The following is a 15,117-nucleotide window of genomic DNA, read 5'->3' as shown; positions in this document are numbered from 1 at the left end:
AAAATTATTAGTTTTTATGCTGCGCTTGCGATAGCACCGCTGATTGCGGCATAGGCTTTAAGGATTTGGGCGCCCAGCTTAGTAGCTTTTTGAGTCATCTCATTAGTTTCGCCTGTTTGTTTTGAGGCAATTTTACTTGCCTGTTGCCAAAACTGAGTGAACATGCTAATCATGTCGGCAGCAGCCTGAAGTTTCCCAACTTCTTTCTGGAACTGAGCAACGTTTTGTTGCATTTCAGAAAGCTGCATGTGCATAATCCCTTTGCCAAGAGCGGGCGCTGCAACTACAACCCCAACCCCAACCGTTACCCATTTACTTGTAAGAGACGACATGACTTTAGAGAGCTTAGGGAATGACTTTGCAATCATTTGTGATCCCTTAGCGAACACTTTAGATATTCCTTTAGTAATTGCTTTGGCAATGGCTTTAACTAATGTTTTGATAAACGCTTTGATTCCAGCTTTGACAGCTGCTTTAATAGCTTGAGTGATCGCCTGTTTGATAGCTTCGACAACAGCTTGTTTAACAGCCTGAACAACAGCTTGAACTGTGACTTGTGTTGCTACAGTTGTTGCAACGGCAGTTCCTGCCGCTGCACCCCCAGCCGCCGCTGCACCTACAGCAGCTCCTGCAGCTAGTCCCGCCAGTCCAGCTCCACATGTAAAAATAGCGGCAACAATAGAAAGAACCGTAATGGTAACTGAAACTGCGATCATCACAGTATTCACAGTCTCCATTGTTCCTTCAAGATCCTTAGACTTTTGCTCGGCAGCCTTCATCTCTTGGTATTCTTTTCGTTCTGCATCAATTTTTAGACCTTGCTTTTCTAAGCCTAATTTATTTGTCTGATCTGCTTGTGCTTGTGTACTCGCATAGTTGGATAATGCAGATTTTGTCGCTTCTCCTAATGTTTGAATTGCTCTAGCAAGTGCTAGACCTGTTTCGATAACTTCAGATCTTGGTGTAACCCCAGGTTTAGGGAGTTCAGGTGTTTCGAATTTTACTGAACCAGCATCTTTGCCTGAAAGGGCAGCAATAACGACATCTTCCACCTCTTTCATTTGGGTGGCACTCAGGTTTTGAAGGGATTCTAGGGTGGACTCCATAGTTTTGCTTGCTTCTTCTAAAGAAGTCTGCATAGCAATTTTTGTTGCTGTATTTGCTGCTGTTGTAGCAGCCGCTCCTGATACTGCAGAATCACCACCTGCCTTCTGACCTGCCATAGCTTCTTTGCCAGCAGCAACTCCCTGTTGGGGGGTAGTTTCTGTTTTTGAAGTAGAGGAAGTTTTGTCTTTCCCAGCAGTGCCAGCAATTGCTGAGTCGCTCTCCATCTCAGTGTTTTTACCCTGACGTGTTTGCTGTATTTGCTTAGTTTCATTACCAGCAAGCTTGTCTTGTTGGGGCACGCCCTGAGGTGTCGATGTCAGGACTTGAGAGAGGATATTTTTTTGATTGTCAGGTCCTGAAGAAGAAGATGAAATAGACATGGTTGTATCCTAGGGGTTTGATTCTGAAAAGGCCTTATTCAGCGCCTTTAACCATTTGTTTATTAACAACAGTGGTCAGGTTTTTTAATCCGTGTACTACCGAAGATAGTTCCTTTGCGAAGTTCGCATCTTCTTTTGGAGAAGGGAATAATCCTTGAGTTAACTCTTCGAGATGCAGAGACTCTAGAGTCCCAGAAAGAGCTGCGATGATACTATTGATCTGGTTCTTGTCAGTAAGATGTGCAAACGTCTGAACTAAAGGGAGCTCTTTATACAGATCGGAGACAGCAAGTTCTAACTGCTGGATAGCAGCTTCTTGAGATTCTTCTTGCACATGCTTTATCTCTGCTTTAGACTTAGCTACCTTTTTTGTTTTCTTGGGCTTTTTGTTCATAATAATTTCTCCTTAGAATCCACAAGTACTAATGTTTCTTTCCGCTTTTCTTTTTTGCTGTTGTTTTGTTTTTCGTAGCAGGTTTCTTTGTTGTTGATTTCTTATTTTCTCCAGCCATTTGCTTATCAATAGACTGTTTCATAATTTGGCAACGTTCTTTTAAGATTTTGAATTCTGGGTTGTTTCCACAGATATCCATAGTGATATCTAAGAAATTGCTAGATTCTTCAGGCTGTTGGAGCTTGAGTAAGCTATCAGCAATGTAATAAGGAGGAATGGGGTTTTGGGGTTGCGCATCAAAAGCAAGGAAAAATCCAAAAGCAGCTTCATTATATAAATGTAATTGGTGGTAGCACGAGCTTAAACCTAACATATACTTGTAGTTCTGAGGTTGTGCTGCTGCTAATAGTTGAAAGAGTCCTACAGCCTCGTTGTACTTCCCTTGAGAATAGAAAGTATAAGCTACAGTATAAATCTCCTCTAAGAGGTAGTCCGAGAGGCCTAGAATCTGTTGTAGGTCTATTCCATTGCTAAGTCCTTCAAAGATATTGCTTAAAGCTTGTTTCATTTCTTCTTCTGTAGGGACAGGATGGACCTGTTCTAAGTCATCAGCCTTGGCTTTCTTCTGAGCGGCTAGTTCTGCTAAACGGCTGCGCGTTTTTTTATTAAAAGAGGCTGAAGGTTTGTAAGGTTGATTGGCATTACGAGGAGATGGCTTGCTCATCGATCTAATTCCTAAAATAAAATTATTTTGTATTTATAGATTAATTTTAAAATTAATCTTTCTCTAAAAACAAGCTTCTTAGTAATAATATTTTTTATTATTCATTAAATAATTTTCTAAGTTGTTCATTTTTAAGAAAAAATAGAAATCAGGTGGAAGCTTTCTTGACATTAGCGTTAGGGTATTTTAATTTGCTTGTTTAGGAATTTAACCAAGGCAGCTATGTCTGTGAGAAGGCCTATTCAGTTACTTGATCCCCTCACTATTAATCAAATTGCTGCTGGCGAGGTCATTGAAAACTCCATTTCTGTTGTTAAAGAGCTTATCGAGAATTCCTTAGACGCTGGGGCTGATGAAATAGAAATCGAGACTTTAGGAGGGGGACAGGGCGTGATCATTATTAAAGATAATGGTTGTGGCTTCAGAGCCGAAGAGATTCCCTTAGCTCTGCAGCGTCACGCCACTTCAAAAATAAAAGAATTTTCCGACGTTTTTTCTCTAAATAGCTTTGGCTTCCGGGGTGAGGCGCTTCCCTCAATAGCCTCTATTTCTAAAATGGAAATCCTATCTTCTGTCGAAGGAGACAAGGGTGTGCGCGCTGTAATTCATGGAGGCAATGTCATTTCCTGCGAGCCTTGTGCCCGGCAATTAGGCACAACAGTTATTGTTAACTCTCTTTTCTATAATGTCCCTGTCCGTCGTGGCTTCCAAAAGAGCTCGCAATCTGATCGTTTAGGGATTCGAAAACTGATAGAAAATCGGATTTTATCTACAGAAAATGTCGGTTGGTCTTGGATTAGTGAAGGGCGTCGTGAAATTCAAATCTCTAAACAACAAGGGTTTCAAGAAAGAGTAGCCTATGTTATGGGGGGCAACTTCATGCAGGATGCCCTTAACATAGATAAGGAAGAGAATTCTGTCCGTATTGTAGGGTTTTTAGGCTCCCCCAGCTTCCATCGTCCAACACGTCAGGGACAGAAAATTTTTATTAATAATCGTCCTATAGAATCTTTATTTATCTCTAGGAAAGTAGGGGACGCCTATTCTTTCCTTCTGCCTCTCCAAAGGTATCCTGTTTTTGTTCTGAAACTGTACCTTCCTTCTTCGTGGTGTGATTTTAATGTGCACCCGCAAAAAATAGAAGCCCGGATTCTCAAAGAAGAACTTGTTGGCGATTGTATTAAAGAAGCAATCATAGAAACTCTAACTTGCCCTCCTGGCATGATATGTCGTACCGATCAAGAGATAGAAAGGCCTGTGTCCCCGCCAACATTCCGTATGTTGCAAACAAGCGATTTAGATTTGAAAGAAGAAGAGAGTTGTGAGTTTTCTCAAAATAGTCTTCAACCTAATTCAGAACGCCATTTCTTGGGGAAAAAAGGCATTCCATTTCAACGACCCAATTTCCAAATGGATTGGACGCATTGTAGAGACGTTCGCTTTTTGACTTCTCTAGGTCGCGTTGTGCTTGCTGAGGACATCGAGGGAGTACACGTTATCTTTACAGCAGCAGCGCGAAAGCATCTATTTTTTTTGTCTTTGATGGAAGAGACGCGTCGCATGTATCAATCACAAACACTATTGATTCCCCTACGCCTTCAGGTTACATCTGAGGAGTCTTCTTTCTTTTCTCATCATAGGGAAGCATTGTGCGATTTAGGAATAGAGATATCACAAGTGGGACCCTGTACTTTTTCTATTGAAAGTACTCCAACTGTAATTGGTGAAGAAGAGTTAAAAGAATGGCTGTTGCTATTGGCAGCAAGAGGCTCTACAGAGATAAACTCAGAGACTTTACTGTTGTTGATGAAGGAGACTTTGGCACAAGCTGCCTTTTCTAAACATCAGCATGTTTTTGATGTTTCTTGGCTCGCCCTTCTTTGGGGCTTAGGGAAGCCTGAAAAAGGATTTGACGGTGCACGAATTCGTCGGTTAATTTTAGACTCCGACTTTATTGAAGGATAATTATATGTCTCATGATCGTATTTTACGTGCTCAAAGAGCTCTTACAGCACATAATCTTGATGCTATTTTTGTGGAAAAAAGCGAAGATCTTGCTTATTTTCTGAATGATGAAGCAATTGCAGGCATTTTATTGATAGGACAACAAGAAGTGATGTTCTTTGTCTACAGAATGGATAAAGATCTCTATGCTCATATCCAACGTGTGCCCCTTACTTTTTTGAGTCAGGATGTTGTCGAAGACTTATCGTCATATATCCAAAAACAGAGGTATCAAAAAATTGGATTTGATAGTGCTTCGACAGTCTATCATAAGTTTGCACAGAGACAAGTGTTTCCCTGTCTTTGGGAGCCTCTAGAATACTTTACAGAGAAAATTCGTAGTATAAAATCTCAGGAAGAAATTAGGTGCATGCAAGAAGCTGCATCTCTAGGATCTTTAGGATATGATTACGTATTGACATTACTTCAAGAGGGAATAACAGAAAAAGAGGTAGTTAGACAACTTCGCGTTTTCTGGGCCGAGGCGGGAGCCGAAGGGCCCTCATTCCCTCCAATTATTGCTTTCGGAGAACATTCTGCTTTTCCCCACGCGATTCCTACAGACAGACCTTTAAGGAAAGGAGATATTGTTCTTATTGATATTGGAGTTCTTTTGAACGGGTACTGCTCTGATATGACGCGGATGACGGCATTAGGGATGCCGCATCCTAAGCTCTTGGAGAGTTATTCTGTCGTTGTGGAAGCGCAAAAGCGAGCCATGGCTCTTTGCAAAGAAGGAGTTCTTTGGGGAGAGATTGATGCAGAAGCTGTGCGTGTTCTCCAGGAGCATAACCTTGATAGCTATTTTATCCATGGAATCGGGCATGGAGTCGGACGAAATATTCACGAATACCCTTGTTCTCCAAAAGGGAGTCAAGTGAAACTCCAGTCTGGGATGACTATTACCGTGGAACCAGGAGTCTATTTTCCTGGGATTGGAGGGATTCGGATAGAGGATACCTTATGTATAGATAAAGATAAAAATTTTAGTTTAACTGCACGTCCTGTAGTCTCAGAGTTAGTTTATTTATAAATTAAATTCGATTTAGTTTTTAACTTTAAATCGATTGTTTCTTTTTATAAATTGATTTTTTTTGTTTTTTAAGTTATCTTATAACTTTATTTTTAGCCTGCCCTCAATATGTACCAGCTTCTTTCGATAGGTTATAGTTTTGTGAGTTTCATCGCGCTTCTTTGGATGCTGTGCTATTCACCTAACTATGCAACAGATTTATATAGTATTTCTTTGAGCGCCCAAGAAAGTTTTGGGGGGATTCGAGGGTTTCCTCAGGAAGAGAATCTCTCAGGAGGGCCTTGGGCTTTAAATTTTCCAGATTTAGAAGAGAGGTTGCCTGACTTGAGGAAAGAGGTGATTTTTCTTGGCAGTAACGATAGACCAGATGCTTGTGGTAGAAAGTTTTCATTGCAGTTGGCCTCTTCAAAAGAGCATTACGTAGCCTCTCTTAAGGAGAGGATCTATTTAAATGTGACTCCTTCTTCTCGAGGTCCTGTCTATTCCTTCAGCCCTAAAGGGGTGCCAACAGAGCTCTGGATCGAGTGTTTTTCTGTGAGCGTTGACGGTAGAGTTGAAGTCAAAGTACGTCTGCAAGGTTTAAATAAGGAGCTCATCTCGAAGCCGCGAGATTATGAAACCTTATTTTTAAATCCTCCAGCCACTAAACTAGACTGTTGGGAGATTGGGGGGATTCGGGTAGATGCTAGCTTCCCAGTAAAGCAAAAGATACGTCGTATAGGAGTTGACAAGTTCCTGTTGATGCATGGGGGATCTGAGTACGCTGATAAGGTGACAAAAGAACGTGTGGATTTTGTATCGAGTGATGAAGAAAATTATAGTCGATACCTTGCTGTTGGAGATGTTTTGCTTTGGGACGGCAACTTTTGGCAGACCTGCGGAGAATTTCAAGGATCAAGCACGGCAGTGCCTCTTTTTGAGGTAAAAAGAATAGACGATAAGGTGATGATTGCCGATTTGTGGAATGTCGGTGGTACACAACGGCAGACCATAAGTCTTGTCAAGGGGCTCCCTTCGCCTATCGAAATCAACGAGATAGTACGTGAAATAGAGTTCATTGGTATGCGCTCATGGTCAAAGCCTATCGTTTTAGTTGGGGGACAGAGGCTGATTCTTTCTCCTGATGATTGGATATTAAGAACCGCTACGGGTTGGGAAAAACTTTCTAAAGCGGAGCAGATTCAAGATTACCTTACGGGAAGGGCCACGGGACCTCTTTTGGTCTTTGAAAAGTTAGAAAAGGATCTTCGAGGGTTCGTGTTGCGAGGACACATGTTTAATGCACAAAGGACTTTAGTAGAAACAATAAGTTTACCATTAAAACAAGGATTTGAGCTTACCGCTGTCTCTCAAGAAGTGTCTTCGAACACACGTGTCGCCGCAGCGAATCAAGGGACAGCCAATCGTGGGGGGTCGTAGATGGTTTTTTGGCGTAATTCTTTACTACACTTAGTTGCCTTATCAGGAATGCTCTATTGTCCTTGTGGGATGGCTTTAACCATAGCAGAGAAGATGGCCTCTCTAGAGCATGCTGGGAATGGAACAGATGACTATGCGGGAACAGCCTCGTTTAATGCGAATATGAGAGAATATAGTCTTCAGCTTAGAAAGTTGTATGATGAAGCACATCAGCTACGGGATGCTGGAATTGAGGATGAAGCGCTTTGGAAAGACTTACTTCAGAGAATTGGTAAGGTACGAAGGCATCTTCGAGAAATTGAAGAACTTTGGGCAGCAGAAATTCGTGATAAAGGAGGAAATCTTGAAGACTATGCTCTCTGGAATCATCCAGAGACTACGATTTATAACCTTGTTACTGATTATGGAACGGAAGACACAGTCTACTTGATTCCTCAAGAGATTGGATCAATTAAAATTGCGACATTATCAAAATTTGTAGTTCCTAAAGAGTCTTTCGAAGAGTGCCTCACACAGATTTTATCTCGTTTAGGAATTGGTGTACGCGAGGTCAGTCCCTGGATTAAAGAACTTTATACAATGCGTAAGGAAGGCTGTAGTGTTGCTGGAGTCTTTTCTTGTAGGAAGGATTTAGAGGCTCTCCCAGAGACGGCTTATATTGGTTTTGTATTGCATTCGACCATAGACGCGCATACCAATCAACATGTCTTAAAGAAGTTCATTAATCCTGAAACAACACACGTGGATGTTATAGCAGGTCGTGTGTGGATTTTTGGTACTGCAGGAGAAGTAGACGAACTTCTTAAGATTTATAATTTTGTACAGTCAGACAGCATACGTCAAGAGTATCGGATCATTCCTTTAACTAAAATCGATGCTGGGGAGATGATTTCTATTCTTAACGCAGCGTTTCGTGAAGATCTAACTAAAGATGTGAGCGAAGAATCTTTAGGGCTTCGTGTTGTGCCTTTACAATATCAAGGGCGTTCGTTGTTTTTAAGCGGGACATCGGCTTTAGTGCAGCAAGCACTTAATCTGATTCGAGAGGTCGAAGAGGGTATTGAGAATCCTACAGATAAAACGGTATTTTGGTATAACGTCAAGCACTCCGACCCACAAGAGTTGGCTGCTTTGCTTTCCCAAGTCCATGACGTCTTCTCTGGGGAGAATAAAGGTAGCATTGGAGCTGGTGATGGGTGTGGGTCACAATTAAACACCTCAATCCAAATTGATACTACGGTAAGCTCTTCTGGCAAAGATGGTTCTGTGAAGTATGGAAACTTTATTGCCGACTCTAAGACAGGGACACTTATTATGGTGGTTGAGAAAGAAGCTCTTCCACGCATTCAAATGCTACTTAAAAAGCTCGATGTTCCTAAAAAGATGGTTCGTATTGAGGTGCTGCTATTTGAAAGAAAACTGGCACATGAACAGAAATCTGGGTTGAATCTTCTACGTCTTGGTGAAGAAGTCTGTAAAAAAGGTTGCAGTCCTTCTGTATCTTGGGTGGGAGGAGCTGGAATCTTAGAATTTTTGTTTAAAGGAAGTACAGGATCCTCAGTAGTTCCTGGATACGATCTTGCCTATCAATTTTTAATGGCTCAAGAGGACGTTCGGATTAATGCGAGTCCTTCGGTAGTCACTATGAACCAAACTCCAGCACGGATTGCCGTGGTTGATGAGATGTCTATAGCGGTTTCTTCAGATAAAGATAAATTACAGTACAATCGTGCACAGTACGGTATTATGATAAAAATGCTCCCAGTAATTAACATGGGAGAAGAAGATGGGAAAAATTACATTACTCTAGAGACAGACATCACCTTTGATACTACGGGAAAGAATCATGATGATCGCCCTGATGTTACCAGGCGTAATATTACCAATAAGGTACGCATAGCTGACGGAGAGACTGTGATTATTGGAGGTTTGCGTTGCAAACAGATGTCAGATTCTCATGACGGCATTCCTTTCCTTGGAGAAATTCCTGGTATTGGGAAGTTATTTGGAATGAGTTCTACATCAGACAGCCTCACGGAAATGTTTGTATTTATCACTCCAAAAATTTTAGAAAACCCCGTGGAACAACAAGGACGTCAAGAAGAGGCTTTACTATCTTCTCGTCCTGGAGAGGGAGAAGAGTTCCGTAAAGCTTTAGCAGCTAGCGAAGCTGCAGCACGAGCTGCTCATAAAAAATTAGACATGCTTCCCCTAGCAGGCGTACCTTTATCTCAGGTAGAAGGGCGAGAATACGATGGTTGCTAATTTTTTATCTCAGGAGCTTTTGAATATCCTCCCCTATACATTTTTAAAGAAACACTGCCTCCTGCCTATTGAAGAGAGTAGCGAGGCAATTACCATAGCTCATGCAACCGCGACTTCAGTAATTGCTCAAGATGAAGTCAAGCTGTTAATAAAAAAGCCGATTCGTTTTGTGCTAAAAGATGAATCGGAGATTCTGCAGCGTCTACAGCAGCTTTACAGCAATCGTGAAGGTAATGTTTCCGATATGTTGTTAACAATGAAAGAGGAAGATTCCACTGCAATTCCAGAAGAAGAAGATCTTCTAGAGAATACCGATACGATTCCAGTGGTGCGCCTGTTAAACTTGATCTTGAAAGAAGCTATTGAGGAGCGGTCTTCGGATATTCATTTCGAGCCTGGCGAAGATTCTATGAGGATCCGCTATCGCATTGATGGTGTGCTCCATGATCGTCATTCGCCTCCCTCCCACCTTCGTTCGGCATTAACGACCCGGCTTAAAGTCCTGGCAAAGATGGACATTGCTGAGCACCGCCTTCCTCAAGATGGGCGTATTAAGATCCAAATTGGTGGTCAGGAAGTTGACATGCGTGTCAGCACGGTTCCTGTGATTTATGGAGAGCGTGTTGTTTTGCGTATTTTAGATAAACGCAATGTAATTTTGGATATCGCGGGCCTGCGTATGCCTAAGGATACCGAAATACTATTTAAAGATACGATAACAGCTCCCGAAGGGATTCTTCTTGTTACAGGACCCACAGGGAGTGGTAAAACTACGACCCTCTATAGTTTATTACAAGAGCTTAAAGGCCCTTTAACAAATATCATGACGATCGAAGATCCTCCAGAATATAAACTGCAGGGGATTGCTCAGATTGCTGTTAAGCCTAAAATTGGGCTGACTTTCGCACGAGGTTTACGGCATCTATTGCGCCAAGATCCTGATATTCTCATGGTCGGAGAAATCCGGGATCAGGAAACTGCAGAAATCGCAATACAAGCAGCTCTTACAGGACATTTGGTAGTAAGCACCCTCCATACAAATGATGCGATTTCTGCGATTCCTCGACTTCTTGATATGGGTGTAGAGTCTTATTTGTTATCAGCAACGCTCGTGGGTGTCGTTGCACAGAGATTGGTGCGAACAATCTGCCCCTACTGTAGGGTCGCCTATACTCCCGAGCACCAGGAAAAATCTTTTTTAGCTTCTTTAGGGAAAGATACAGAAACTCCTTTATATCGGGGTCAGGGGTGCATACACTGTTTCCGTTCTGGATATAAAGGAAGACAAGGAATTTACGAGTTTTTACGTCCGAATACAATATTTCGTTCCGAAGTTGCTTCACACTCCCCCTACCATGTCCTACGAGAAACTGCCGAACAAAACGGATTTTTACCAATATTAGAGCACGGCATAGCTCTTGTTTTATCTGGCGAGACTACCCTGGCAGAAGTCTTAAGAGTTACAAAGCGGTATGATTAGGGAGGACAGATGCCTCGATATCGGTATACGTATTTAGATTCTAGGGAACGAAGAAAACGTGGATGTTTAGAAGCCCTTCATATAGAAGAGGCTAGGGAAAAGCTCGCGCAGGAAAATATCCAAATTTTAAACATTCGAGAGATAGCCCTGCGAAGGGTGAGCATTAAAAGTTCCGAACTGATTATTTTTACAAAACAGCTCCTCCTCCTCCTCCGTTCGGGATTGCCTCTATACGAAAGCCTGGTATCTTTAAGAGATCAGTATCATGGGCAGAAAATGGGACTTTTGCTCACATCATTTATGGAAACGCTAAGGTCGGGTGGGTCTTTATCTCAAGCTATGGCAGCACATCCTAATATTTTTGATCATTTTTATTGTAGCGGTGTGGCTGCTGGAGAAAGTGTGGGAAACCTGGAAGGATGTTTGCAAAATATTATCGTCGTATTAGAAGAACGTGCCCAGATTTCAAGGAAGATGATAGGAGCGTTAAGCTATCCTTTTGTCTTACTTGTATTTTCTTTTGGTGTGATGCTTTTCTTCTTGCTAGGAGTGATTCCCTCATTAAAAGAAACCTTTGAAAATATGGAAGTCAAAGGATTAACAAAAATTGTTTTTGGAGTTAGCGACTATCTTTGTGAATACCGTTATCTATTTTTAGGAGCTATGAGTGCTTTAGCTATCGTTGGGACTTTGATGCGTCACCGTATTCCCTGGAGGAAGATGCTAGAAAAGCTGTTATTTGCTTTACCAGGAACTAAGAAGTTTGTTGTTAAGTTAGCAGTGAATAGGTTTTGTTCAGTTGCATCAGCGATCTTGAAGGGGGGAGGCACCCTAATCGAAGGTCTCGACTTGGGGTGTGATGCGATTCCCTATGATAGGCTGAAATCGGATATGAAAGATATTGTTCAGGCTGTAATTGGCGGAGGCTCTTTAAGTCGGGAGCTTGCCCAGCGTTCTTGGGTTCCCAAGCTCGCTATAGGTATGATTTCCTTGGGAGAGGAGTCGGGTGATCTTGGTGATGTTTTAGGATATGTAGCTCACATTTATAATGAGGATACGCAAAAAACATTGGCTGCGATAACGTCGTGGTGTCAACCCGTGATTCTGATTTTTCTTGGAGGGATAATCGGTGTGATCATGTTAGCAATATTGATCCCACTAACAAGCAATATCCAAACATTATAAAGTGCATACTCGGAGGAGTCGCTATGAAAAAACAAAAGAGAAAGCAATCTATTACATTGATCGAGATGATGGTTGTAATCACCCTCATAGGGATTATTGGTGGTGCTTTAGCATTCAATATGAGAGGCAGTATTCATAAAGGCAAGGTATTTCAATCTGAGCAAAACTGTGCCAAAGTATACGATATTTTAATGATGGAGTACGCAACAGGAGGATCTTCGTTAAAAGAAATCGTCGCTCATAAGGAGACAATTGTAGAAGAGGCCTCCTGGTGTAAAGAGGGTAAGAAATTACTTAAAGACTCTTGGGGAGAAGACCTTGTTGTTCAACTTAATGAAAGGGGTGATGACTTAGTAATTTTCTCTAAACGTGTGCAAAGTTCAACTAAAAAGTAACTCTTTAGTAAAATGATAAGGTCCAGACGTAAGATCAAACGCGGCTTTTTACTTGTAGAAGTACTGATGGCGCTTTCCTTGGTTTGCGCAGTGCTAATGCCTTGCATCAGATTCTATTACGCTCTGCATAGGTCTTTTGAGGAAGATATTTTCAATGTGCAATTGCCCGCCCTTATCGATCACTGTTTTCTATCTGTTGAAGAAAAGATGCGTGAGCAAATGGCACAAGGAACTGTCCTTGCATCGGGGATGGGGCAGACGGTTTCTTTAGGATATACAAGTCAGGGGGTAGGTTATCGTATACCGTATGGTTATAGTGTAGATATTCGTCAAGAAGTGCGTGGTGATAATCTTAAGATGAAGGTTTGTCTTGCCGATGTGGTTGTGGAACTTTTCCCTGATCAGAAACAAGCAGTATCGGTGCAAAGATGCTTATGCGTAACTCTATAACTAGCAAGAAAAAGCAAAAGCGTGGCTTTGTGCTTATGGAATTACTCATGTCATTTACCCTAATTGCTCTGCTATTAGGGACTTTGGGCTTTTGGTATCGGAAGATTTATTCTGTACAAAAGCAAAAAGAACGTATTTATAACCTTTACATAGAGGAAAATCGAGCATACAAGCAGTTGCGCACCCTATTCAGCATGTCACTCTCTTCATCTTCCCAGGATCCTGGGTCTTTATTCTCTTTAATATTTGATCGGGGCGTCTATAGAGACCCGAAACTGGCGGGTGCTGTACGAGCTTCTCTTTATCACGATACCAAAGAACATAGATTGGAACTTCGTATTTGTAATATGAAGGACGAGACACATTCCGAAACGCAGCTGCTGCTTTCCCACGTTACTAGTGTTGTAATTTCCTATCAGAAAAATCCTAATCCTGACAAACTTCCTGAAAAAGTTGCTTTGACTATAACACGGGAACCTAAAGCGTATCCCGTAAGAACCCTAACCTACCAATTTGCTCTTGGGAAATAAGCCTATGCAACCTTATATTTTTACTTTACTGTGTTTGACATCATTAATTTCTTTAGTAGCTTTTGACGCTGCTAATGCTCGTAAGCGTTGTGCATGTGCTCAAACTATAGAACGTGGTGAAAATTTCTTTTCTATCAAGCGCTCTGCTTGTGCTGAAATCGAATATCAGGAAAAATCTCGGCATGCTTCAGCGCTCGAAAGAATCTCAAAAGATACAGGGAAGATCACGCCAAATCAGATTGCGAAAGTAGCCACTAAGAAAAAGCAAAGATATCGCTTATTACAGGTTCCTTTTTCAAGGCCTCCCAATAATTCACGCTATAACCTATATGCTTTGCTTCATGAGGCTCCTGAACACTATAGTGACACAGCATCGTGGTACTCTATTTTTATTCGATTACTTCGACGTGCCTATGTAGATACTGGAAATGCGCCTCCTGGATCTGAGTATATTATTGCTAACGCCTTGATAGGTAAAAAACAAGAGATTTTAGAGGGTGGACTTCAGTTGGGGCCAGATGTTATTGAAACCCTAACGTTGCCAGATGAACATGCGGAGATTCTTTATAAAATGCTAAGAGGGTCTGCAACCTCTCAGTCGCTACTGAATTTTCTGCACTATGAAGAAAAAAGTTTAGGCCACTGTAAGCTAAACTTGATTTTTATGGATCCCTTATTGTTAGAAGCTGTTCTAGATCATCCCGATGCTTATAGGGAAGCTTCTCTACTCCGTGACGGCGTTTGGGAGGCGGTGAAGCGTCAAGAACAAGCAATCCAAGAACACGGACAAGCTGCTGCTTTAGAGCTCTTTAAAACACGAACAGACTTCCGTTTGGAGTTGAGAGACAAAATGCAGTTAATTCTGAGCCGGTATGACCTGCTTCCCATATTAAATAAAAAAATGTTTGACTGTACCTTGGGAAGTGCAGGGGATTACTTATTTTTGGTAGATCCAGATACTAAGGCAATTTCTCGATGTCGCTGCCCTTCAAAGAGTATTAAATTATAATTCAATTTTATTATTTATTTTAAATAGTTTTTTTTGATAATTGTCTTAATAAGTACAATAAAAAATATTTCTATAGGTAGGACCATGGCAGACGAGACCCCGAAAGAGAACTCCTCTAAAGAATCGTCTTCACAATTTGGCTCTTTGAAGCGTAGGGTGAAAGATTTACACTCCAATCCTAAAATAGGAAGATGGAAAAAATTTCTCTCTCATCGAGCTTGTGAAACCATCGGTGGTTGCCTAGTGCTTGTTGGTATTATTACGGATTTTGTTTCATGGGCAGGGGGGCTGTTTATTGCTTGTGGTACGGTCTTAGGTTTTCACATTGAAATTCGTAAAATGCTAAGCAATCTGCAGAGCTATTCGATTGCTAATGGCCCTATTAAGAATGCGATTCTTTGCGGTCTGATTTTGTTTTTTGTATTAAATATACCTTCCTTTGCCGTCTCTTTTATTGTTCTCTGCGTAATCCTTTCTTTCATTACGACAGCGCCGTCTTGTTCGAAAGATTCTTGCGATAAACGTCAGGATGCTTCGAACAAACCTTCTTAAAACTAACCCTCTTTCCCTAAAGGCAAAATGTTGAAGCTCTCCTTTCCTAAGCTTTTTTGCCTTGTTTTTAGAAATACTCATTAAAGCTCGAGATTTATTACGTCTCAACTCTCATCCCATACTATCGTTTCTTACTTTCTCTCATTTACATGTTCTTAGCTTATAAAGAACACGAATGAAAATTGCCTAA

14 protein-coding genes are annotated in these 15,117 nt (G+C 41.4%); 11 read left to right on the top strand and 3 right to left on the bottom strand.

The annotated features are described in order from the left end of the window. Positions 1–14: 14 nt before the first annotated feature. The 3 genes from CMV32_RS02330 to CMV32_RS02320 are packed head-to-tail and all read right to left on the bottom strand — an operon-like array spanning position 15 to position 2,605. Positions 15–1,487 carry a secretion system protein gene (locus tag CMV32_RS02330; RefSeq protein WP_100934311.1) on the bottom strand — a complete coding sequence of 491 codons (1,473 nt, stop codon included), beginning with the start codon at positions 1,485–1,487 and terminating at the stop codon, positions 15–17. A 34-nt stretch (positions 1,488–1,521) separates the two neighbouring features. After that, positions 1,522–1,881: a hypothetical protein gene (locus CMV32_RS02325; RefSeq protein ID WP_100934310.1), complete on the bottom strand. Its 360-nt coding sequence runs from the start codon at positions 1,879–1,881 to the stop codon at positions 1,522–1,524. Between the two features lie 28 nt (positions 1,882–1,909). After that, positions 1,910–2,605, bottom strand: a complete 696-nt coding sequence (locus tag CMV32_RS02320) for a SycD/LcrH family type III secretion system chaperone (protein ID WP_100934309.1) — start codon at positions 2,603–2,605, stop codon at positions 1,910–1,912. A gap of 222 nt (positions 2,606–2,827) precedes the next feature. Here CMV32_RS02320 and mutL point away from each other — a divergent pair, with 222 nt between their 5' ends. The 11 genes from mutL (at position 2,828) to CMV32_RS02265 (ending at position 14,927) form a co-directional block, all read left to right on the top strand. Next, a complete protein-coding gene (gene mutL / locus CMV32_RS02315; protein ID WP_100934308.1) occupies positions 2,828–4,570 on the top strand; it encodes a DNA mismatch repair endonuclease MutL in 1,743 nt (580 codons plus the stop codon). 4 nt (positions 4,571–4,574) lie between these two features. Next, positions 4,575–5,642, top strand: a complete 1,068-nt coding sequence (locus tag CMV32_RS02310; RefSeq protein WP_100934307.1) for a M24 family metallopeptidase — start codon at positions 4,575–4,577, stop codon at positions 5,640–5,642. Between the two features lie 165 nt (positions 5,643–5,807). Continuing rightward, positions 5,808–7,061 carry a hypothetical protein gene (locus CMV32_RS02305; protein WP_100934356.1) on the top strand — a complete coding sequence of 418 codons (1,254 nt, stop codon included), beginning with the start codon at positions 5,808–5,810 and terminating at the stop codon, positions 7,059–7,061. Next, the gene (locus CMV32_RS02300; RefSeq protein WP_100934306.1) at positions 7,062–9,326 is read left to right on the top strand and encodes a secretin N-terminal domain-containing protein; all 2,265 of its coding nucleotides are present in this window, start codon (positions 7,062–7,064) and stop codon (positions 9,324–9,326) included. Beyond that, positions 9,316–10,806: a GspE/PulE family protein gene (locus CMV32_RS02295; protein WP_100934305.1), complete on the top strand. Its 1,491-nt coding sequence runs from the start codon at positions 9,316–9,318 to the stop codon at positions 10,804–10,806. The genes CMV32_RS02300 and CMV32_RS02295 overlap by 11 nt, the downstream gene beginning before the upstream one ends. Before the next feature lie 9 nt (positions 10,807–10,815). Beyond that, complete coding sequence (locus CMV32_RS02290; RefSeq protein WP_100934304.1) at positions 10,816–11,991, top strand: type II secretion system F family protein; 1,176 nt, start codon at positions 10,816–10,818, stop codon at positions 11,989–11,991. A 23-nt stretch (positions 11,992–12,014) separates the two neighbouring features. Beyond that, entirely contained in the window at positions 12,015–12,386 is a 372-nt protein-coding gene (locus CMV32_RS02285; protein WP_100934303.1) for a type II secretion system protein, read from the top strand. Between the two features lie 12 nt (positions 12,387–12,398). Continuing rightward, complete coding sequence (locus tag CMV32_RS02280) at positions 12,399–12,836, top strand: hypothetical protein (RefSeq protein WP_100934302.1); 438 nt, start codon at positions 12,399–12,401, stop codon at positions 12,834–12,836. Then, positions 12,821–13,366: a DUF1494 domain-containing protein gene (locus CMV32_RS02275; RefSeq protein WP_100934301.1), complete on the top strand. Its 546-nt coding sequence runs from the start codon at positions 12,821–12,823 to the stop codon at positions 13,364–13,366. The genes CMV32_RS02280 and CMV32_RS02275 overlap by 16 nt, the downstream gene beginning before the upstream one ends. A gap of 4 nt (positions 13,367–13,370) precedes the next feature. Further along, entirely contained in the window at positions 13,371–14,375 is a 1,005-nt protein-coding gene (locus CMV32_RS02270) for a hypothetical protein (RefSeq protein ID WP_100934300.1), read from the top strand. 84 nt (positions 14,376–14,459) lie between these two features. Continuing rightward, positions 14,460–14,927, top strand: coding sequence for a hypothetical protein (locus CMV32_RS02265; RefSeq protein WP_100934299.1), 468 nt, complete (start codon positions 14,460–14,462; stop codon positions 14,925–14,927). The last annotated feature ends 190 nt before the right edge of the window (positions 14,928–15,117 follow it).

Origin of the sequence: Candidatus Chlamydia corallus (genome assembly GCF_002817655.1) — a bacterium.
Classification (GTDB): domain Bacteria; phylum Chlamydiota; class Chlamydiia; order Chlamydiales; family Chlamydiaceae; genus Chlamydia; species Chlamydia corallus.
Note: the sequence above shows the minus strand (reverse complement) of the source record. Positions and strands in the feature narration are given on the sequence as shown.